The organism is Flagellimonas flava, from assembly GCF_900129665.1.
GTDB lineage: Bacteria > Bacteroidota > Bacteroidia > Flavobacteriales > Flavobacteriaceae > Flagellimonas > Flagellimonas flava.
In genome coordinates this window covers 133,747-155,114 of sequence record NZ_FQWL01000006.1, presented here as the reverse complement: position 1 = coordinate 155,114, position 21,368 = coordinate 133,747, and the positions used below count along the sequence as shown (strand labels likewise).

Annotated in this window: 21 protein-coding genes; 13 read left to right on the top strand and 8 right to left on the bottom strand. The window is 36.6% G+C overall.

Annotated features, from left to right (window positions below; genetic code table 11):
* On the bottom strand, positions 1-776 hold a 776-nt coding region (locus BUC10_RS15510; RefSeq protein ID WP_165614920.1), incomplete at its 3' end, for a TonB-dependent receptor plug domain-containing protein.
* A 531-nt stretch (positions 777-1,307) separates the two neighbouring features.
* Here BUC10_RS15510 and BUC10_RS15505 point away from each other — a divergent pair.
* Both BUC10_RS15505 and BUC10_RS15500 read left to right on the top strand, forming a co-directional pair.
* Positions 1,308-1,868 carry a helix-turn-helix domain-containing protein gene (locus BUC10_RS15505; RefSeq protein ID WP_165614919.1) on the top strand — a complete coding sequence of 187 codons (561 nt, stop codon included), beginning with the start codon at positions 1,308-1,310 and terminating at the stop codon, positions 1,866-1,868.
* 53 nt (positions 1,869-1,921) lie between these two features.
* Positions 1,922-3,118, top strand: coding sequence for a serine hydrolase domain-containing protein (locus BUC10_RS15500; RefSeq protein ID WP_073181279.1), 1,197 nt, complete (start codon positions 1,922-1,924; stop codon positions 3,116-3,118).
* A gap of 621 nt (positions 3,119-3,739) precedes the next feature.
* Here the strand turns inward: BUC10_RS15500 and BUC10_RS15495 are convergent.
* Positions 3,740-4,384, bottom strand: coding sequence for an alpha/beta hydrolase (locus BUC10_RS15495; RefSeq protein ID WP_073181277.1), 645 nt, complete (start codon positions 4,382-4,384; stop codon positions 3,740-3,742).
* Positions 4,385-4,395: 11 nt separating this feature from the next.
* Positions 4,396-5,370 carry a TolB family protein gene (locus BUC10_RS15490; protein ID WP_073181275.1) on the bottom strand — a complete coding sequence of 325 codons (975 nt, stop codon included), beginning with the start codon at positions 5,368-5,370 and terminating at the stop codon, positions 4,396-4,398.
* Between the two features lie 658 nt (positions 5,371-6,028).
* Here BUC10_RS15490 and BUC10_RS15485 point away from each other — a divergent pair.
* Positions 6,029-6,973, top strand: coding sequence for a TolB family protein (locus tag BUC10_RS15485; protein WP_073181273.1), 945 nt, complete (start codon positions 6,029-6,031; stop codon positions 6,971-6,973).
* A 53-nt stretch (positions 6,974-7,026) separates the two neighbouring features.
* Here BUC10_RS15485 and BUC10_RS15480 read toward each other — a convergent pair whose 3' ends face one another.
* Positions 7,027-7,509 carry a hypothetical protein gene (locus tag BUC10_RS15480; RefSeq protein ID WP_073181271.1) on the bottom strand — a complete coding sequence of 161 codons (483 nt, stop codon included), beginning with the start codon at positions 7,507-7,509 and terminating at the stop codon, positions 7,027-7,029.
* A 68-nt stretch (positions 7,510-7,577) separates the two neighbouring features.
* Between BUC10_RS15480 and BUC10_RS15475 the strand changes: the two genes are divergently transcribed.
* Complete coding sequence (locus tag BUC10_RS15475; RefSeq protein ID WP_073181269.1) at positions 7,578-8,678, top strand: sensor histidine kinase; 1,101 nt, start codon at positions 7,578-7,580, stop codon at positions 8,676-8,678.
* A gap of 4 nt (positions 8,679-8,682) precedes the next feature.
* Positions 8,683-9,453 (top strand): LytR/AlgR family response regulator transcription factor, encoded by a 771-nt coding sequence (locus BUC10_RS15470; protein WP_073181267.1) that lies wholly within the window; start codon positions 8,683-8,685, stop codon positions 9,451-9,453.
* A 605-nt stretch (positions 9,454-10,058) separates the two neighbouring features.
* Here the strand turns inward: BUC10_RS15470 and BUC10_RS15460 are convergent.
* Both BUC10_RS15460 and BUC10_RS15455 read right to left on the bottom strand, forming a co-directional pair.
* Positions 10,059-10,868, bottom strand: coding sequence for a type II CAAX endopeptidase family protein (locus tag BUC10_RS15460; RefSeq protein WP_073181263.1), 810 nt, complete (start codon positions 10,866-10,868; stop codon positions 10,059-10,061).
* 186 nt (positions 10,869-11,054) lie between these two features.
* The gene (locus BUC10_RS15455; RefSeq protein WP_073181261.1) at positions 11,055-12,137 is read right to left on the bottom strand and encodes a helix-turn-helix domain-containing protein; all 1,083 of its coding nucleotides are present in this window, start codon (positions 12,135-12,137) and stop codon (positions 11,055-11,057) included.
* 319 nt (positions 12,138-12,456) lie between these two features.
* On the opposite strand from BUC10_RS15455, the gene BUC10_RS15450 reads away from it, so the two are divergent.
* The 8 genes from BUC10_RS15450 to BUC10_RS15410 all read left to right on the top strand — a co-directional run bounded on the left by BUC10_RS15450 (position 12,457) and on the right by BUC10_RS15410 (position 19,225).
* Positions 12,457-13,131, top strand: coding sequence for a recombinase family protein (locus BUC10_RS15450; RefSeq protein WP_073181259.1), 675 nt, complete (start codon positions 12,457-12,459; stop codon positions 13,129-13,131).
* 429 nt (positions 13,132-13,560) lie between these two features.
* A complete protein-coding gene (locus BUC10_RS15440; protein ID WP_073181255.1) occupies positions 13,561-14,004 on the top strand; it encodes an SRPBCC family protein in 444 nt (147 codons plus the stop codon).
* Positions 14,005-14,154: 150 nt separating this feature from the next.
* Entirely contained in the window at positions 14,155-15,111 is a 957-nt protein-coding gene (locus BUC10_RS15435; RefSeq protein ID WP_084732682.1) for an MBL fold metallo-hydrolase, read from the top strand.
* 183 nt (positions 15,112-15,294) lie between these two features.
* Positions 15,295-16,230, top strand: a complete 936-nt coding sequence (locus BUC10_RS15430; protein WP_073181251.1) for an alpha/beta fold hydrolase — start codon at positions 15,295-15,297, stop codon at positions 16,228-16,230.
* Positions 16,231-16,335: 105 nt separating this feature from the next.
* Positions 16,336-16,812 (top strand): hypothetical protein, encoded by a 477-nt coding sequence (locus BUC10_RS15425; RefSeq protein ID WP_131819094.1) that lies wholly within the window; start codon positions 16,336-16,338, stop codon positions 16,810-16,812.
* Positions 16,813-16,865: 53 nt separating this feature from the next.
* Complete coding sequence (locus BUC10_RS15420) at positions 16,866-17,972, top strand: serine hydrolase domain-containing protein (RefSeq protein WP_245812840.1); 1,107 nt, start codon at positions 16,866-16,868, stop codon at positions 17,970-17,972.
* 17 nt (positions 17,973-17,989) lie between these two features.
* Positions 17,990-18,424 carry a hypothetical protein gene (locus tag BUC10_RS15415; protein ID WP_073181247.1) on the top strand — a complete coding sequence of 145 codons (435 nt, stop codon included), beginning with the start codon at positions 17,990-17,992 and terminating at the stop codon, positions 18,422-18,424.
* A gap of 165 nt (positions 18,425-18,589) precedes the next feature.
* Positions 18,590-19,225 (top strand): pYEATS domain-containing protein, encoded by a 636-nt coding sequence (locus tag BUC10_RS15410; protein ID WP_073181245.1) that lies wholly within the window; start codon positions 18,590-18,592, stop codon positions 19,223-19,225.
* A 200-nt stretch (positions 19,226-19,425) separates the two neighbouring features.
* Here the strand turns inward: BUC10_RS15410 and BUC10_RS15405 are convergent, their stop codons facing one another.
* Together BUC10_RS15405 and BUC10_RS15400 are read right to left on the bottom strand one after the other, a co-directional pair.
* On the bottom strand, positions 19,426-20,118 hold the full coding sequence (locus BUC10_RS15405) for a hypothetical protein (RefSeq protein WP_073181243.1): 693 nt from the start codon (positions 20,116-20,118) through the stop codon (positions 19,426-19,428).
* A 97-nt stretch (positions 20,119-20,215) separates the two neighbouring features.
* Complete coding sequence (locus BUC10_RS15400; protein WP_073181241.1) at positions 20,216-21,352, bottom strand: tyrosine-type recombinase/integrase; 1,137 nt, start codon at positions 21,350-21,352, stop codon at positions 20,216-20,218.
* Between the last annotated feature and the right edge of the window lie 16 nt (positions 21,353-21,368).

The following is a 21,368-nucleotide window of genomic DNA, read 5'->3' as shown; positions in this document are numbered from 1 at the left end:
GGTCCAGCTTGTGAAGAACCACCTTTGGTTGTAATAAGGATAACCCCGTTACGACCCTGTGAACCGTAAAGTGTTGCAGCAGCAAGACCTTTAAGTACGTTTACACTTTCAATAGTGTTAGGGTCCAAATCCAAGAATCTACTGGAACCGTTGTTACCGTTTACGAAATCGTTACGGTCATCCTTCCTACCTTGGGAGTTGGTATCCGTACTGAAAGGAACACCATCTATAATGAAAAGAGCCTGGTTGCTACCACTGAACGTTGTTTGTCCCCGGATAACGATGTTGGTACCAGAACCTGAAAGACCACTTTGTTGCGTGATCTGTACCCCAGAGGCCTTACCTTGAAGTACCCTGGCAACATCACCTTCAGGACGCTGTTCTAGGTCTTCGGAACCAACTTCGGTTACCGCATAACCCAAAGCTTGCTTCTCCCTCTTAATACCAAGGGCTGTTACAACAACCTCCTCAAGAGCTTGGGTATCCTCCTCCATTTGGACGTTGATAACGTCACTCGCACCAACATCCCTTCTTGCAGGACGTTGCCCGATATAGGTAAAAAGAAGAGCTTGACCTTGACTGGCGCTGATCGCGTAATTTCCATCAAAATCAGTTTGGGTACCATTAGTGGTACCTTCAACGACAATATTGACCCCAGGTAATGGGATTCCAGTTTGGTCCAGGACCGTACCGGTAATTGTTTTCTCTTGGGACCGAGCGGAAATAAAAGACAAAAGCATCACAGCTAGTACCCCAAACAGTTTCTTTACTTTCATAGAGTTAAAGTTTAGTTAGAAATAAAATTGAGTCAGTCAATTGAGAAAGGTGGACGGAAGAAACGTTTTGACAGCTAATTCAAAAACTTCTAAAATGAGAACAAAACCCTATGGCTCCAGTTCTGTGGAGAAGTAGTGCATCTCACCGCCCTACCTTTACAATTGCAGGGCAAAAGAATACAAACAATAACACGAAGTGGTTAATATATATATATGAAAACCCTTTTTCTTACTTAAGTTAACCTTAACCAGATATAAATTTCCGTTATTAAAAAAGCGTTACAAAGCAACATTACAATGGCACAACTAAGAATTGGAGAATATTATGGAGAACAATTAACATCATTCGAGTGTGACTTTCTAAAGCTTTGTGTCACGCATTATGATAAAGATATTATAGTGCCTGAGCATAATCATTCTAACCCATATTTATGCCTATTGGTTAATGGAAGTTATAAAGAAATCTATGGCCATGAAGAAGATCTGATAAAAAAAGGAGATGTGTTATTCAGACCAAAAAGCCACGTTCATATGAACAGGTTTCTTGACACCAAGGTATCTTGTTTTAACATCGAATTGAAAAAACATTTTTTTGACTTTTTGGAAATACAACCCTTGAATACTTACAGCAAAGTAAACCCCTTAAGTGGTGCTGCCATGTACAAAATACTATTGGATTTCACATATGGCTATGATTACGAATTGATAATACAAGTTTTGACCGATTGCGTCCTTGACATACATAATCTCGACTATAAAGACGCCAACCCGTTTTGGATTCTCCCGCTTCAAAAAATATTAGAAAATGAAACTAATAAATTTCACTCGTTGGATGAACTCTCCAAACGAATGGATTTACATCCGGTCTACATGACCAAATGTTTTAAAAGCAAAAAGGGATATACAATTAGGGAGTACCAATTAAAAACTAAATTATCAAGAGGGGCTGTAATGTTAACAAGGGACAAGACCACAATTAGTTCCGTGGCTTTTGAATTGGGATTCTACGATAATGCACATTTTACACGTTCTTTCAAAAAATATTTTGGAATTTCTCCCCATCAGTTTAGAAACCAACTGATGGTTAATTAGGTACAATTTTCTTCACCTTTATAGTTTTAGTTTTACCGTTGAATTAAGAATTTATGAAAAAAGTAAAGTTAATTGCGAAATTATTACTTATTCTCCTTTTTGTTTCTGTTACAGGAATGCTAATATACCATCGTGATTTGATTTTAAGATCGTTTGAAAGAGGTAGGTCCTTTGATTATGTTACAACAAACAAATGTGAATCTTTAGAGACGACAAATAATGTCAATCTTAAAAATAACACTTTAGATACCATTCAAGACCAAATATTGGCTTTAAAGAACAAATTCAAAATACCAGCCATAAATGTATGTATTGCTAAAGATGGTGAGGTTATTTTGAACAAGTCCTTCGGCTGCTATAATCCTGTTAAACAAATTCCAGCATCCGATAATTCCCGCTACCGAATTGGGAGCATCTCAAAAAGTCTTAGTGCAATAACCTTACTAAGTCTGGTACAAGAAGGAAAAATTAAGCTATCCGAAAGTGTTCAAAACTACATTCCAGATTTAGCATTGGAAAAGAACATTAGCTTTGCGGAACTTGCCGCACATCAGTCAGGTATTAGACATTACGAAGGTCTTGAGTTTTTTTCAAATAAAGAATTTAACAATGCAAATGAATCCCTATCTGTTTTCGAACGGGATAAATTACTCTTTGAGCCAGGTACTAACTATCACTATAGTACTTACAATTACTGTTTGATAGCAGCAGCCATTGAAAATTTAACGGGCCAGGAATTCTCGAAATATGTGGAAACTAATACTTGTGAGAAATTGAATATGATAAACACCAGGCCAGAAAGGTCAGACGATTATTTAAATTTTTATACATCAAATGTCAAAACGGGAGAAGTAAGAAGGGCTATTAAAGTGAATAATTCTGGTAGACTTGCAGGAGGAGGTTTTTTGTCAAATGCCACAGATTTGGTTAATATGATGCTAAACCTTGATTCTCTTCTTTATCCAAAATACCAGAAACAACTTTTCACCATAAAAAAATTTAATAATGGTGAACAAGGCAACCACGATTACGGGTTAGGATTTAGAATAACCAAACTATCAAAATCCAATAGAACACTTATACATCACGGAGGAACATCGACTGGAGGACGTTCTTTTTTGTTAAAAATCGTCGAAGACGATGTTATTGTAGCAATCTGCACTAACAGCAACTCCAATCTCTTTTTTAGACCTCAGTCTTTTGATTTACAGGAAGTTTACAATCTTGTTAAACCTTTAATTTTCAATTGAGATACTGCGTTTATGGTAAAAAACAAATCCACCGTTTTAATGAGCAAATTTTCCATAAGTCAATAATCAACAATACGTAAAATAAAAATATGCAATTTAGTCCAATGGTTTTCTCCAACGAAAATGTCCCATTATACAGCCAGATGAAGGAAAGGAAATGGAAAAAAGCTACAGTACCGAAATAGGTTCCATTATGGGGCCGTCATTTTTTATCAACCTTGAATGTTTGGATAATTTCAAACAACTTTCATGACGTAGTACAAAGCAGTTCACATTATCTTTTCTTGTTATATGCTAATATTTGAAATCCATCCGAGAAGGGTTCTTTATCTATTAATTTCCATCTTCCGCCCGCCTTCGAGGAACCAAAAAACCTTGTTCCATTTCCCAAAATAATAGGATTTAACCTAAGTTTTTAACTGGTCAATCATTCCATTTTCCAATAACCAACCAGCAAACTCCCCGCCTCCACATAGATAAATATCGGTTGTTGCATTTTCTTGGATTTCTTTCACCCTTTCAATACTGGATTCTTCAAGAACCTATCAATTGAGTTTGCTAATTAAACCCAACACTGAATAAGGCCGTTGAAATTGTTAATACCAGTTCCTTTAGTCTTTCTTACTTTGATAACTTCCTATTTAAGATGGCAAATAGGGGTTTTCCTGTCAACTCATCCAGAATATGTCCTCCTTTTGGAATGATCACCAGTTCATTTTGGTATCCCTTTTCATCTAGTTTTACCTTTGCCTGTTCCGCTCTGTTTTTCCAATAGGTATCTCGTTCTCCGACAATCATTAAAATCTGTTGCCCTTTATGGCTATTTATATTTGGGGAACTGGGATTTCCAGGCATTCCGATGATTCCATGAATTCTGTTGTTATAAATGGACGCTATAGTAAAGGCGTCCACACTATTTGCGGAGAAACCTAGAATGTATACTTTGCCGGTTCGGTAATTTAATTCCAAATGATCTAGAAGTAATGCCACGGCTTTCCTATTCTCCATATGAATGGAACTTTCCACTAAAATCCAACCGTGTTGCCCCGGGTTTGAACCAAAATATCGACACCCCACGTTAAGATTTCCATTGTCCAGACCTGGCCCGATCAATACAGGATAGACTTTGTTTGAGGCATATCCTTCGGGCTTAATAATCCTGACGGGGATTTTTTTTCCGTTATTGTCGAGAGTAATGACATCGCTTTGCGCACGGACGGCAACCAAAATTAGGAGGAATAAGGCCGTATTACATATTAACTTCATTTCAATTTTATTTAGTTTTTTGTGACCTTGATAATTTCCCCAGTAGCTATTTTCAATAGATGGATCTCGGCACCATCTGCAAAGTCTGTGTTGTAGGCCACGTACTCTAGGTTTTTATCGATTGTCGTGAACATAATTTTTTTATAAGGCACTGTTCCTAGCTCTTTTAAGTCATTCCCTTGCAGATCTTCTAAAACAAAGGTGGTTGAATCCTCATTCTCGACCGACTTAACGGTATGTTTTCCAACAATGAACTCACCTTCTAATTCCGGAATATCCTTTATTATTTTTTTGTTTTCCATATCGTAAAGTTGTTTTGTGGCTACGTAGGGAGTTTCGCTCTCAACTCGATTGATGTAAAGCACGCCATCTTCAGTGATTTGGGGTCTGTTGGTCTTTCCGTTTTCGGTCAATCGCTCAACTTTGCCATCCTTGGCATAATAGGCATAATAGGCATCTGGCGTAAATTCTTCTTTTGGCCAGTGAAAGAAAAAATAGCCATCCCCAGATAGATCCCAAGAAGTGAACATATGAAAACCGTCGTCGGAGACCGTAGCCAGTTCCGTAGGGTTTTCTCCATCGGCATCAACAACCATCATTCTCGAACCTACCTCCAAAAAGCTGGTATATACTATTTTCTTCCCATCCCTTGACCATTTAGGTTCTACATGAAAGCCAATGGAATCCAAATGCGACACTTGTCGAGTATTACTACCGTCCAAATTGGAAATAAAAATTCGGGCTACTGGGGGATTTTCGCTAACGTAGGAGTAATAAGCTACTTCAGAACCAACAGGGTTAAAATTAGGCCCTAGATCGGCGGTACCCTTTTCACTAACTTCTTCTCCATTACCTTCCATGGAAGTCTCATCTATATTTTCTTGGGAAGCCTGTTCGGTTGTCTTCGCAGTTTTCTTTGGGCCCCGTTGGCAAGCTATGAGTGATAATGCCAACATTACAATGCCCATGTAATTTTTTATATTCATTTTTTTCTAGTTAAGTTCTTGTCGAAACTATATTGAAAGTCTGCCCTATTAAAAAAATTTGTGATGAACCGGTATTCTCGTGACAAAATTCAACAATCACCATAATCAAAAACTTCACTGAAAATTGAATCAGTTGTAGTAAGGTTAAAGACTAAACTATTTAAAAATGGAGATTGATATGGACTCGAAATGACAACCCTCCCTAAATTTTATTTGAACGAATAATGTGGATTGATAATAGGTTAAGCTTTAGTTTCTGTACCTTTCAAATTAACCATTGTCAATATACCCGCCTCATGTCCAGTGGCCATCAGGGAACAGCATGTTATGATTGGATACCTACGGTTCACTTAATGTTTTACAGTTACATCGTTCAAAGAATTACTAACGGTTGTTTTCTGCAATGCTTTTGCCCTTAACTTCCTTTTTAAAGTGCCTTTGATTAAGATAGAAAAGGTTGTTCCGTTTACTCCCTGTTTTTTTCTGTCTTTTGGTTTAACTCAAGAACGCGCTATCCAGTGTGCGATTGATCTTTTTGTTTTGGGATTGGTTGGAAACTATTTTTAACCTTCCGTCCCAAAAAAGAATTGGTTATAACATTTCAATGATTTGACTGCCCAGACCCTACTAATTTTAGATACATCAAATTCAAATTGATATGAAAACAATATTTAGAAACCAAGGTTTACAATTGTTATTCGTTTTTGGGCTTTTCCAGTACAGTGGCATAGGGCAAACCACCGAAATTGCATTTTTTAAAGCAAATAACAAGGGATCCAAAGGAAATATCTTTTTAATGGAACCTGACGGCTCAGCGCTGAAACAAATTGGTCAGTCTGGGATTCGTCCGGATTATTATCCTAATTGGTCAAGGGATGGAAAGAAAATAACTTTTGAGTCCTATCGAAGAGGAGGATGGCGCATTTGGATTACCGATCCGGATGGTTCAAATGCCAGGAGATTGGATAATGTTGGCCAGGATTATGAATTTGATCCCGTATTTGATGCAGATGGGTCACATGTGGTTTATAGCCGAGGAGGCGATTTATACCGTGTAAATGTACAGTCGGGCAAAACGGAACTATTGGTTAAGACCGATAACAAATATGAATCCCAACCCGATGTTTCCATTTATAGTGAAGTAATATATGTGTCCGGTGACGAAAGTGGCTCCAATATTATCAAGAAGAACTTAAAAAATGGTAAGGAAACAAGATTGACGAGCAAACGGCATGCGGACCTAGCACCGGTTTGGTCCCCTGATGCAACTGAAATTTTGTTTTATTCAGATAGGGATGGTGGTTTTGAACTGTTTATAATGGAGCCAAATGGTTCTGACGTCAGGAGGGTAGTTTCCAATGAAACACTTAAAAGCAATGGTATCCAAAGAGGAAAGTTTTTGAAGTTGGATCAGGGTTGGAATCATAGTCTTCAATATAGGGCCTCGTTTTCAATGGATGGACAATGGATAGCTTTCAGTGCCAATACCTCGCTCAGCAGGGAAATATTCATTATCTCAAAGAATGGAAAGTCCCTGCGGCAAATAACCAAAAACAAACTGCATGATGGACTACCTTCGTTTAGACCCGTTGTGAAAAACTAAAGACCCGTTTTTGAAGAATGGACCACTTTGGCCCCAAGAAGTTAATAATGTCTTTAGTTTTCCTTGACGTATCCGGCAGAGAGCACTTTTCTGGCAATCATGTACTTTTCACCATTATAGCAAAGCATATTGCGGCCTATGGGTAGGGTGTCATTAGGAGCAATCATGTACACCATAGCAATTTCTTTGACAGGATTATTAGGGAAATTGAAGCTCGCCATTGTGGCTATTTGGGCTTTTTTTTCTGGTGAAGTATTTACTAATGCCATCTCATCACCACAATCCGTTTTGGCGGTCGTGGTTACAATGATATCCCCCATGGCTTCTTTACCAAAAGAATCCCCATGATAATCGGTGCCAAATTCATTTTCTTTGTGAAGTAAAAAAAGAATCTCCCGAAACGTAAGTTCGCTGATATTTTTGATTTCATGATTTTCCGTTGCAGTTTTTTCTGAATCAACCTTATCACTTTTGCCCTTGCAAGAAAATGTCAATAGACATAATAATGGAAAGCCAATAAAAAATTTTATGTTCATGGCGTTTTTTTTTAATATTAATAAGCACTTGATGTTAAGCAGTTAGCCCTAGATAAAGGTTTTAAGTGATGTTGAAAAGAGTATATCAAAGTTATAAAAAATTGCCCATTTCCATAGGTAAAATAGGGTTGACCCTTGTCATTACCAGCCTCTTTTTTATAGCAAAGGAATATACCGACTATTTGGTGAATCAATATAACTTTCCATTTAGTTGGTTCTATGTTGGCATTAAGATTGTCCTAAACTATTTGATATGGTTTTTAATGCTCCCCTTGGCGTATGTAGTGGTGAGCAGACTACAAGTTAAAACCAATACCGTCTTACAGCTAGTATTCCTAGTGATATCCATTCTCCTTCTCGCTGTGGTCCATAATATAATTTCTGTTAAGCTTTACGATCTCATTTTCTTTTTTAGTACAGGCTACATGAAAGATTTTTTTGGACAAAATAGTATGATAGGCCTGGTGGTGGGTAGCTTCTCAAGCCTTATCGAGGTATTGGTCATTATGGCCATATTTTTTGCCATAGATTACCAACGGCGCTATCTAAAAAATCAAAAAGAGCTAATAGCCGCACAACTGAGTTCTTTACAAATGCAGCTCCACCCTCATTTTTTGTTCAACACCTTGCATTCTATTTCTTCCATGATAGATATTGATTCCAATATGGCCCAAAAGATGTTGACCAAAATAGGGGACCTCATGAGAACGATGTTGGAAAACGATTTGGAACAAATGATTACCGTAAAACAGGAACTGGATTTTATTGAAGGCTATTTGGGTCTTGAACAGATTCGATATTCAGATAAAATGATAGTGAACTACAATGTTTCAAAACATATCCTACAAGAGAAAATACCCAATATGCTGTTACAGCCTTTGGTAGAAAATGTCATCAAATTTGGTGTAGCCAGTGCTATTGACAAATGTATCGTCGATATCAAAATCAAAGAACAAACCAGGGAAGGGAAATCAAAATTTTTAGCTTTTGAAGTTTTAAATACCACTGAGAATAGAGAGGTTTCAGATAGGGCAAAGGGAACCGGAGTGGGGTTAAGGAATATTAAGAAAAGATTGGAGGGCTATTACGGATCGCAATATTTTTTTAGTTCTTCCTATGAAACGGACAATCGCTATGTCACCAAGATTTGTTTGCCCATAAAAGATTGATTCCATGAAATTTAGTTGCATTATAGTAGATGATGAGTTTTTGGCCAGGCAGCGAATAATCAAGTTGTTGGAAAAACATGGGAATATTTTGGTTTTGGCCGAATGTAAAAATGGAAAGCAAGCCATTGAAGAAATCCAATTGCGAACCCCAGATTTTATTTTTTTGGATATCGAAATGCCCGATTGGGATGGGTTTTCGGTTCTGCGAAGATTGGATAAGGTACCCTACGTCATTTTTACAACGGCCTATGATAATTTTGCCCTAAAAGCCTTTGAGATCAATGCAGTGGACTATCTCTTGAAACCGTTCGATCAAGAAAGAATGGATCTGTCTTTAGGGAGAATGCAAGATATTTTGCAAAAAGAAGGTGCTGCAAAGTTGAGTCACAAAATCAATGATATCATAAAGGCATATAACGCTCTCGAAAAAGGAAATCGAGGTTCCCAATTTGAAATAAAAAAAAATGGAAGGGTACTTACAGTCCCAGCTGAAGATATTGTATCAATTCATTCTGACGGAAATTATTTAGTATTAAAAACTGTTGACCAGAAATTCCTTTATAGATCTACGATGCAAAAAGTAGATGCGGAGCTCTCCAATTCTTCATTTATAAGGGTGCATCGATCTGTCATGGTAAATAAGAGATATGTAAATAGAATAGCCTATAAGGGAAATTCGGAGTATAAAATTGTACTAAAAACAAAAGATTTTATCATATCAGGGAGACTCTATAAAAATAATGTGATTCCCTTATTGGATGAATTTGAGAGGTAAGATATTATATAGTCGGATTTATCCTTTCATTGTAGCAAACCATGAACTACAAAGCCTCCTACATCTTTTTTAAACTGCCAAATATCTTTGAGGTGTTGGTTGGATCGTAGTTTGAAAGCGAAATAATATAGTCATCGGTTTGGAGGTTCCACCAAAAATGTGCGCTTACACCCATAGCACCTCCAGCAAATCCAAACGTTTTTCGTTTGTTTTCTGTGCGCTAATATCGATTGATGAGCAAATCGGTATGTTTTTCATCCAATAACTTGTGTCCTTTAATGGCCAGCAATAACTTTTTGAAATCTTCTATGGTGCTATATCCCCCTCCAGTAGCAATCCGATTCCAATGAAATAAATTCGATAATGAATATTGAAAACCATCAGTTGATTCTTAATTGCCAATTCCACAAGAAGATAATGTGTATGACTGTTAATGACATCTACAAGAAAGCAAATGAAAGTGTCCACAGAAGTTAGCCCCGTAATACGTTGGTTTTTCGGGTCTACCAAGAATTAAGACTTTATCATAGAGTATAAAGTAGTGGTGGCTAACTATATTCTTTCCGCTTCAGTTGTTATAGCTGTCTTTGCGATAGTCTTGCTTTCTATAATAACTTTTCCTTTTTATAGACAATACAAACCCCTGCAATGGCCAAACCCATAACAAATATAAAAGCAGCCAAACCAATATTTTCAACCTGCGATTCATATCCTTTTTCAACTATTGCTTCCCATATGCCCGGTCTGCCTTTAAACCCTAATGACCATTGTCCGAAATTCCATGCAATATGAAGCCCTAAGGGTAAGGCCAGTCCTTTTGTCTTTAAGGCCGCCAAACCAAATAAAATTCCTCCAGTGCCGGCACCTATTATTGCGTTTTGCCACGTATTTCCAGAAACTAAATGTTCCAGACTAAAGATCGTGGTCATAATAACCAATGCCAAAAAAGGAGTCCAGGAATAACTTAAGCTTCTTAAAGAATAGGAGCGAAACACTAATTCTTCTCTAGATCCTACCAATACATACAAAAGTAAGGGTAAACCTATTTCGGCCATAGTTATTTCGGGAACGAGTTTTAATTGAAAATGACCAAAACTTAAAACTATCAAGGCTTGCGTGATCGCCATTAACAATCCAGCACCAAAGCCAATAGAAAAACGTGAAGCACTCTTTTTGCCAGGAACAATTCCCACGTCATTCGGCTTAAGTTTCTCCCAACGTGTAAATAGCAAAACCAGAAAGAAGGTCAAGATTGTCGCAGAGAGCATTAATAATTGCTCAACGATTCTTTCAGGTGCATTTTCTGTAAGAATTGAGCTAAGAATATGAACAACCAAAGTACAAGCAAAGAAAAGAATTACTCTGGCCAAGGTGTAATACCTTCCCTTTTTTTTATTTGTTTCCTTTATCGTCATGGAGCATATATTAGTTGTTTTTTAGATCAATGTTTTCAAAAAGATCATTGTCAAAAAAATGGTGTAATAGATTCAAGTTAAACAATGATTATTGCGCAACTAAGCGACGACAACAATGTTCTTTGTTTGCCCCAAATGAAATGATAATAAATACTACTTGCGGCTCAAATGGGAATATGAGACCTATTATTTCTTTAGGTAAGTGGTAGGGTTCTCCCCAGTGAACTTTTTGAAAGCTCTATTAAATGTAGCTTTGGAATTAAAACCCGACTCCATTGCAATGCCCAGATAGTTAAGATGAGCATATTTAGGATCGTGAATTTTTTGTTTTACTTCATCTACGCGCAACTCGTTAATAAAATCACTGAAAGTTTTACCCAGCCCTATGTTAATAGTCTGAGATAGGTCATTTATGTTAAGCTCCATTTGATTAGCTAATTTTTTAAGCGTCAACTTTGGGTCTAGATAATACTTGTTCTTTGACACTTGCTCGAAAATCTCATTAGGGTCGTAGAGGAGTCTCTTAACTGATTTTCTGGATTTGACTGGTTTGTCAATCTGCTGAATAGAGCTACCCACATGCCATCTATATACGAGGTAATAGATGGTAGCAGATAGCCATATATAAGAGAAATAGTATGTTTTTAGGTTTGCAAAGGGTAGGTCAAAACTTGACAGATATAAGCTAGATAGTATATAGAGCAACCAACAAACAAGCATAACTCCACAAATTATATAGAGAGAAACAAGCCAATTGATAGTTTCTTCAGAAATGTTAGAATAGAATCCTTCCAATCCTTTTCGATATGATTTTAATACACCGATGGATTGAAATATGAAAAAGGAAAAATGAATTGCGGCAGCAATGTCAATGATAAAACTCATTTGATAGAATAATTCTAAATCAATAATTCCCAATTTAGATACCAGTACGAATAGAAAATCAAAGAGGAAAGATGGAATAAAAAGACTAAAATTAAAGGCGGTGCTGGCAAACTTATTATACAGGATACTTCGAGTGTAGAGGAGAAGCAGAGGGCCCCAAGCAAACTGAAATAAAAGAGGTATGGGGAAGGTTGACCAAAATACGGGGAAAATCTCCTGAAGAGCTATTTTAATACAGGCCAGTGAGATAGAAAGCAGAAACAAACTGAATATTAATCGATTTTTACCTCGATTTTTTTTTAATATAACAGCGAAAAAAATAAGTAACCCATGAACTCCTCCTAATAGGAAGATGAATTGAAAAGGGTTCAAGGAAAGGTTCATAATAGCAACAATTGATTTATGGCTAATACAGTAGTAAAAGCCACAAACTTTCAAGTTAGAGCTTTTGCATCAAACGACAGTGCTTTAAATCGGCCGTTTTTCGACACTAAGATAATTGCAGATCTTAAAATTCAATTCCAGTTCCATTTTCCATCCTTTTTGATTGTTCCGTTAATTCACTTTTTATGAGACAATTAGAGTTTAGAAAATCCACCGTTTAATTAAACTTTTACACTAACATAAGTTCATTGATAATAAGGAGTTTACTTTTTCCGTACACTTAAATAGTTTACCTTATATACCCTTTATTGCCCCTAAGATGAAGTTTGGATATGCAAGGGTGAGTACAAAATCCCAAAAACACGATTTACAGGTGGATGCCTTTCTGAAGGAAGGAATCAAATCCAAGAACATTTATGCGGATATATCATCAGGAGCAAAAGCAGAACGAAAGGGACTGGATGAACTGCTGTCCATTTTGAGGGAGGGTGATACACTTGTGGTTTGGAAACTGGACAGAATTGCCAGAAGCCTTTCACATCTGACCAAGCTCATTGAGGATTTTGAGCAAAAGGGAATCCACTTCAAAAGCATTCAGGAAAACTTCATTGATACTACATCACCACACGGGAGGTTCATATTCAACCTGTTCGCTTCGGTTGCCCAATTGGAAAGGGACATCATCATTGAACGGACACGGGCAGGGCTGGAGAGTTCAAGGCGACGGGGGATGAAAATCGGTCGGAAGCCCGGTCTGAGCAATCAGGCATTGCACAAAGCCATAATGGCGGAACGGTACTACAGGGACAATAAACTGAGTATTGAGGAAATCATGAAACTCATTGATGTTGGATCTAAAAAGACCCTCTATAAATATCTGGCATACCAAGGAAGGCGAAAGTGCCTAGAGTGTGGAACACTTTTCTGGGACAAGAAGCAAGACATGGACAAGGCATATTGTAAAATGCACAAAAGGAAAATCAAATCCAATTGACTGTTTTACTATCCTTTCACCGAAAACCCAATTTTTGATAAATGGGATTTTCCTACATTTATGAAAATTCAAATAAAGGATTCGCAGAATACTATTGGGACTTCTTGTATTTGGTTTAGTAGTTGTTTTAAGTAACTTACTTCCGGTAAGGGTATTTATTGAGGGTGTTGAAATTCCATTTAAGTTTGAAACCAAGAATGCCGAATTTAAAATTACTACATACCCAAATAAAGGCACGGGCGTATTGTTTTCAAAATTGATGAAAATCAAGATATATCTGAATTAGTAATCATTAAGAATTGAGAGTTTGTCGAACAGAAATTAAAGTAACGAGATTTAACACCATGTACTGATTCATTACCTAGGGGTATGGAACAGGTTGCGGGCCACGGATCATACATAAACCGTTATAGTAAACGATAAGAAGTAATGAACAAAACTATTTGGGAATTCGAACACTCAATTGAATGTAACTCCGAAAGATCATTTGTATGGTCATTTTGGACTGATGTCTCCAATTGGGAACGACTTGAGGGAAAAGCTGTTGAATGGATAAAAATAGAAGGGGCATTTGTTCAAGGTGCCTCAGGTTCCACAAAAACACCCGGGAAAGACGCCCACAATTGGACAATAACCCAGCTTGAACCTCAGTGTTTTGCAGTGATTGAAATTCCATTGGAAGGTGCTGTGTTCATTAATAAGATGGAGTTCGTGCCTATAGATTCAGGTCGTACAAGGATTACCCAACACTTTAGTTTATATGGTGCAAAGGCAGTGGATTTTGTTGAAGGTATTCAAATGTTAGAAACAAGCGCCCCCCTAGGACTTAAAAAACTTGTGCAAGCCATTGAATCAGTCTATCCTTCATTATGAACTCTCTGATAACATTCCAAAAAAATGCCTGTAACAAGAAGTATAGTTAATACTTAAAGTTCAAATAAACGATTCTTTGAAATATACTCCCATAGGGCATTTCTCCGGAAAAGTGTTTACCTTATGGGTAAAATATAAACTGGCGAAAGAATGAATAGGCGAGGCTTCCTAAAAACAAATGGCACACTGTTCTCAACTCTGCCATTTCTAAATATAATTCCCGGTTCCATCATGGATTTATTGGAAGATAACATTCATGAATTCAAGATAGGAAGATTCCAATGTACGGTTTTTAGAGACCTCATATTCAAGTATAAGGCCAAAGACTATTTTATCAATGTGGATTCCATGGAAGTCCAGTCTGAACTCAGTAGATTCGACATTACCACTGACATAATTCCATCCCCCTACATTTCGCTACTGTTAAAAGATAATACTAGGACTGTTCTGATTGATTCGGGTATCGGCTTTTCAGATGAACCCATAGTGTTCAAGGGAAAGGAATTTGTGCTAAGGGGACAATTGAGCAATCTGTTGGAGAGAAAGGGAATTTCCAAGAATGGAATTACCGATGTGATATTAACCCACTTCCACCCCGACCATATAGGGGGTGTTTTCTCCAATAAGGGACAATTGAATTATCCCAATGCAACTTTTCATATGCACCATACGGAGTGGGACTTTTGGCATTCTTCAAAATCCGTCGCACAACCCCCTTTGTTCAAATTCTTCGTGGAAAAGAACATTTCTCCATTACAGGATGAAAAGGTCAATTTTATAAAAGGGGATTACCAAGAGATAATTGATGGGATAGTTTCAGTGGAAGCACCTGGCCACACCGCAGGGCAAATCGCATTGCTGATTTCCAGTAATAATGAAAACCTACTGTACATATCGGACGCTTTTCTACATCCCCTACATATGGAGCACCTGGATTGGAGAACCAGTTTTGATATGGAGCATAAAATGGCCAAGAAAACAAGGACTAAGCTATTGGATTTGGCCAGCAACGATACCACAAGAGTTAATGCCTTTCATTTTGATTTCCCCGGGATGGGTAGGGTAGATACCATCAAGAAAGGATGGAGATGGGTTTATGATAAATGAAAGTGGTTTACATCAAGGTAGATTTCTAATTGTCTTGTGAATGTACGGTGAAAACATCCGTAATCATTTTCCATAAAGTCAAGTGGACATTTTACCAGCTCGCACAAGCTTGTTCCATTTGAAAAGGTCTGCAACCAATTACAATAGTAACCTTCAGCAACCATTTAAGAAATATAGACTCGAATGAAAAGATTAAAAAAAATAATAAAACATCTAGGGATAGGTATCATAGTATTGACATTATCCATTGTGGTTTTGGGATATTTGGATATTGGAAATAAATATATCGAGTCGGAACAAGGTGGGTTTCGTCTACTGGAAATTGGTGATAATAGCATTCGAATTTTGCAAAAAGGAGAAGGTAAGGATATTATTCTGATTCACGGTACACCCGGTTCTATTGAAGACTGGACCCCCATTATTGAACCTTTGGCAAAAAAGTACAGGGTTACTGCTTTTGACCGATTAGGTCACGGCTATAGTACCCATACTAATTACAACTATCAATTGAAGGATAATGCAGAATTGGTAGCGCAAATAATAAAAAAACTGGACTTGCAATCCCCAATGATCATTGGTCATTCATATGGTGGGTCCACAGCGGCCTACTTAATGACAAACCACTACAATGACAGCTTAAAATATGTGATTATAGATGCTCCATTGTTCACATATGAAGTGAGCGACACCGATAAATTACTTTCTATTCCGTTTTTAGGAAAGGGAGTAGCATTCATAGCAAATTATACCATTGCTGAACAGCCAATTGAAGATGGCATTAAAGCTTCGTTGGCCAATCAAAATAAAGCCAGTTTACAGAGTCTGGTAAATGAAAGAAAACAAATATGGCTGCAACCTAAAGTGCTTTATTCCAATGCGAAGGAATCCGTTAATTACCCTAGTGACTTGGACAAAATATCTGGCAAATACAATACGATTTCTTCTGATTTGCTTATAATCACGGGTGAGGATGATAAAAAAACATATCGGTCAGAATGTCAAAAATTCAGTGATTTAGTGCTAACAGATAGTTTGATTATTTTGAAAAATGTGGGTCACTATATCCAATTGGACAAAGCCGATGATATCGCTCGAATTATTGATGAAAAAATGAAATAAGAGAAGGTGCTTACCCTACACAATAGGTTCATACATAAGATGTATAAAACACGAAAGTTTTACGAAAGTTCAAATAAACGATGAATACTAACTAAACGCAACAATATGAAAACCAAATTATTTTTTTTCGGCTCTTTAGGACTGCTTATATTGTTTTTATTATCATTTAACAAGATAAAGAAACCTGACAATTTAACACCCCTTAATAGTGATTTTGATGGTCGAGTAGTTGGTTTTAGATATCTCAAACTGCTACCTGAGACTCAACCACACAAGTTGGAAAAATTTGCAAAAGAACAGTTGACCCCAACTTTTAGGACAAAAGTACCGGGAGTTGAATCCTATATTTTTAAGGGTCAAAGAGGAGATAATAAGGACGGATATGTGCATATCTTGATATTTGATTCAGAACGAACCCGAGATTTCTATTTTCCAATTGAAGGAGAAGGAGAGCCAGGAATTCCAGAGGCAGCCCTCAAGTTGTGGAGACCAGGTCAGATAATGCTTCTGGATAGTTTACCTAAGTATACACAGCCATTAACATCGCAAGCTGGTTACACGGACTACATATTTCTTGAGTAAAGTATAATTAAAGGATTACTAACATCAAACTGTCAAACAAAAATCAAAATAAAGTGAAAAAGCATATGCAGCTTAAGATTTACAGACTTCTTGTTTTGCTCACTTTTGCCAGTTGTTCTTCCCAGAACAATCCGGACTTAAAATCATACATAGGAATAGCTGTGCCCGGGGACTCCTTGCATAATTATATTGAATCAAAAAGAAATCAATTGAACATCCCAGGATTGTCTTTCGCGCTGATCAATGAAGGACAGGTAGTTTACCATAACACATTTGGCTATTCCAATAAGGAAGAAAAAAAACTAGTTACGGACAAAACCATATTTGAAGCGGCATCGTTATCAAAATCTGTTTTTGCATTTTTTGTGATGAGTTATGTTGAACAGGGGGTATTGGATCTAGATAGACCATTATACAAGTATTTGCCTTATCCAGATATTGAGTCCGACCAAAGGTATAAGCAAATAACGGCCAGAATGGTTTTGAGTCATAGATCAGGATTTCCAAATTGGCGGGAGAACGAACCTGATGGTAAATTGAAAATCAAATTCGAACCAGGTACCGACTACGAATATTCAGGAGAGGGGTACCAATATCTGGCGATGGTCTTAAAACATATTGAAAAAACAGATTGGTCTGGACTTGAGAACTCATTTCAGAACAAAGTCGCTAAACCATTGGGCATGGTTAATTCTACATTCGTTCCAACATCAAAAACCATGTCAAGTAAAGCTGAGCCTTACAATGAGAAGGGTAATAGAATTGATTGGGAGAATAGTTATTGGTATAAAAAAGACAAAAGTAAGTTCATAGCTCCGGCTTCAATGCATACCGAAGCTCTCGATTTTTCGAAATGGATGATTACAGTAATGCATGGGCAATTACTGTCTAAAGAAAGCTACAAAGAGTTATTTAAGCACCACTCTAAAACCGCTACGACAAGTTCAGGGATGAATATTTATTATACTTTAGGATTCCTTAATCCAGACGGGAAATACAGCACAGTATTTATCCATGATGGAAACAATGAAGGTTTTACCAGTTGGTTTTTATTGGACATTGAAAAAGACTGGGGATACGTCATATTTACCAACTCAGATAATGGTGGGGTACTTGGAAATGATTTGTGGAATTACTTTGAGAAGGAGGATTATAACTAAAGTTCAAATAAACGATAATGGGATTTTTTAAAAAACTATTTGGTGGCCATACCAGTCTCGAGTTAGTCGATTCTGAATTGGGAAAGTTTGACAGCGATTACATTAAAGGAGAGAATGTCACTTGGATTGGCAGCGCCGTATTATTCGGAGTCACTATCGAACTTCTAATGGATGGAAGTCGTGAAAATCTATCGCAAAATCAGAAACAGATTGTCTTGAACGCCTTGGCTAATGAAGATTTACTGAAATCTGAATCTTCAATTGCCATAAGCAAGGAATATAACAATGCCGATATGATGTTCACATCTTTAGGTGAACAATTGGAAGTCAAGACAATTACATCCAACGAAAATGGATTTGAATTGTCATTCGAACAAAAGGAAAGCCCGTATTATTATTTTAATGTGCACTTTGAGAATAATAAGCAGCAAGGAGTTTCAATTGACAGCTAAAGTTCAAATAAACGATTAATGAGAATAAAATTATCCATATTCTATTTACTAATAAAATCTTCTTTAATCTAAATCAAAAAGCAAGATAAATCTTTAGTAAATTGAAATTTCTATAGATTATTATTTCTGAATCTATATCCCTCCTTGGGTCTAATTGAACTGAAAATGAATAAAAGCAAATCACTACTATGGTATTTTATCGCTTCGGTTGTCATACTGGTTTTATTGCTTTTTGTTCAATTTAAATATCCAAGACTATTGCAGTTGGAAGCAAGATGGTTGGCAGTTGCAGTTGTTCCAATAGTAATAGGAATATTTTTGACTGAAAGACTGAAAAAATTTGGGGCCTTTGGGATTGAGTTAGAAGCTTTTCCTTCTCAAAGAAATATTGGAAGTGAAGAAGAAGAAGAAAAACTTGAAATCGATGTAAACCTACAGGATAATAAGTTGCCTGCGGACTACTTCTTCATCAACCATACCTCATTTCTAAGAGAGTACATACAGGACGAGTTTAGACAAAAGACCAATGTGGAGCTACCACATTATGATATTAGAGTTATCGTTGATTCTTATTACCAGGGAGCACTGAAGGGAATTAAATATGTAAAGTACTACTTGCACCAAAGTTATCCTGAACCTATTCAGATAAGGTCCAATATGGCCGATAAATTTTGTCTAAAGGAAATTGCACATGGCGAATACGTTTTGATAGCTGAAGTTTATTTGAAGAAAACAGAGAAACCCATAATTCTAGAGAGATACATAACCCTATGGGAGAGTGGTCCTAAAATCAATAAATAGCCTTGCCTAACTAATGCGCCAACTCAATCCCAGTTTTTAGATACTATAACAAAGAAATCATAGATGGCAACGTTAAAGTAAAAGTTCAATTAAACGATTGCTTTACCCCCCCCCTCCAAAAAATTGCTCCGAGTAAAATCTTGACTGGGTGGCGATGTTTAAATTCTTCAAATATCGATGTTTGTACCCCCTACCCTCTTTTATGCATCGCATGCCTGCTTCAACAAATATTGTTTTCTTCTCCACTCCTCCATAGTACCATCTTTTTCCAAATTTCTAATCCAATTTGTTAAATAGTTCTCAAACAAGTCCACATCTAAATTGTTAATCCGCTTTTCATTAAATTTTGCTATACAAAATTGCCTTTGCTTATTTGGTAAAGCATTTCTTTTAAATATAGCGTCCATTTGCTCCTTATAGTTTTTATTTAAATATTCAAAATTTGTGAGAGAGCTCACTCTCTTTTCTTTATTTATTTTTTCTTTGAACTTCTTATTTTCTTTAATTGTTGTTATTTCGTTGTCTGTTGATTGTTTTTTAACATTGGTTTGGTTGTTAGGCATCTCTGAAATATCTTGGTATTCCTTATAATTTACTACTCTGATAGCAGTATATTTGTTTGTTGTTTTTTTGCAAATACAACCAGATTTTTCCAATCTTCCCAGAGAAGTCCTAACCTTAGAAATGCTCAATCCTGTATCCCTAGAAATGTGTTCAACACTTGTAATAAAGTCGCCTCTTTTTAGCAACTTACCCTTCCATTTTTTACCCTGGTAATTTGCTTTTATCAGGCAATAAAGAAACAAATGTGTTGTATTGGGTTCTGTGTACCATTCCCAATCAAGTAGACTTCTGTAAATTTTAACAAATCCTTTCCTTTTGTTATCTTCCATGATATCAAATAATTATAATTAGGATTGAAATTTCTAAAAGAGTTTTTGAAAAACTATGTAACAAAAATCCATTTTTCAGGAAAGTTATGAACCGCCTTTAAACAGCTATAATCTTCAAATGCGCGTTATCTTGAAATTTTAGAGGAAAGTCGTTGGTATAAATACTTGTAGTGGTCTTCCGTTTATGGCCAACTATCTGAGCCGTTATGCGTTCATCGATTAAAAGTTGCTGAGCCCTGTCTATAAAGGTATATCTTGCCGATTTAGGCCTTAATTCCACACTTAGATGAAGTTTTCTACTTAATTCCCTCATCCTCCTAGAAAAATTGCCAGAAAATGTCCTGTAATTTGTTGCTTCATATATAGGAACAAAAAACGGAAAGCTAGCATCTTTATAAGTCTCTAATATCGCTAAAGCTTTCTCAGGTATAACATTATTGCATAAAGTTTTTGACCTTCCTTTGTCCCTATTGAATATGATTCTACCGTTTACTAAATGCCTGTCATATCTTAGTTTAGAAAGTACTTCTGGATCAATGCCACCCAAATAGAACATTAGTAACCAATAATTTCTATAGTGATAAAATCCACTAAATCCATTGTTGAAAGGGAAGTCAGCTTGAATAAGTTTAACTAAGTCGTCCTTAGAAGCAACTGTTTTTATTGTATCAGGTATTTCCGTCACAACACCCTTAAAGGGATTTGGTTTATCACTTAACTTATTCCAAAGCGATTTCAATGACCTAATATAACTATCCACACCAGAGGGCTTATTGCCTTGTTTTAATAAGGCATTTCTAAAATCAATTGCACTTTGATAAGTAACATTATTGAAAGTGGAATCCGGATAGAATTTATTAAATCTTCTTATGGCACTCCAATCCGTCCCTCTATACCCTTCTTTAAAAGTGTTCATGGCCAAGTCATAAAACGAATCCCTGTTTGTATTAAAAATCCATTCTTTAGCTTCCTCAAAGGAAATTGGTCTTTTGGCAGATTCCAAGCTAACCTCATTCAATCTAGCCTTGAGTACAGCCAAATAATCCAACAAATGATAGTATTGAGGATGCTTGCTGGTTGGAACAGCACGTTGTTTGTTCCAAGAAGAACTTTCAGAATAAAATCCTGTCCTCCATTCCTTTTCCTGATAATTGTTGGTCACATATACAATTACAGGATAGCCTTTAGGGGTCTTCTTATTCTTTCTTTTATTCAGTTTAATTGATATCTTCATAAAGGGTCGGAAAAAG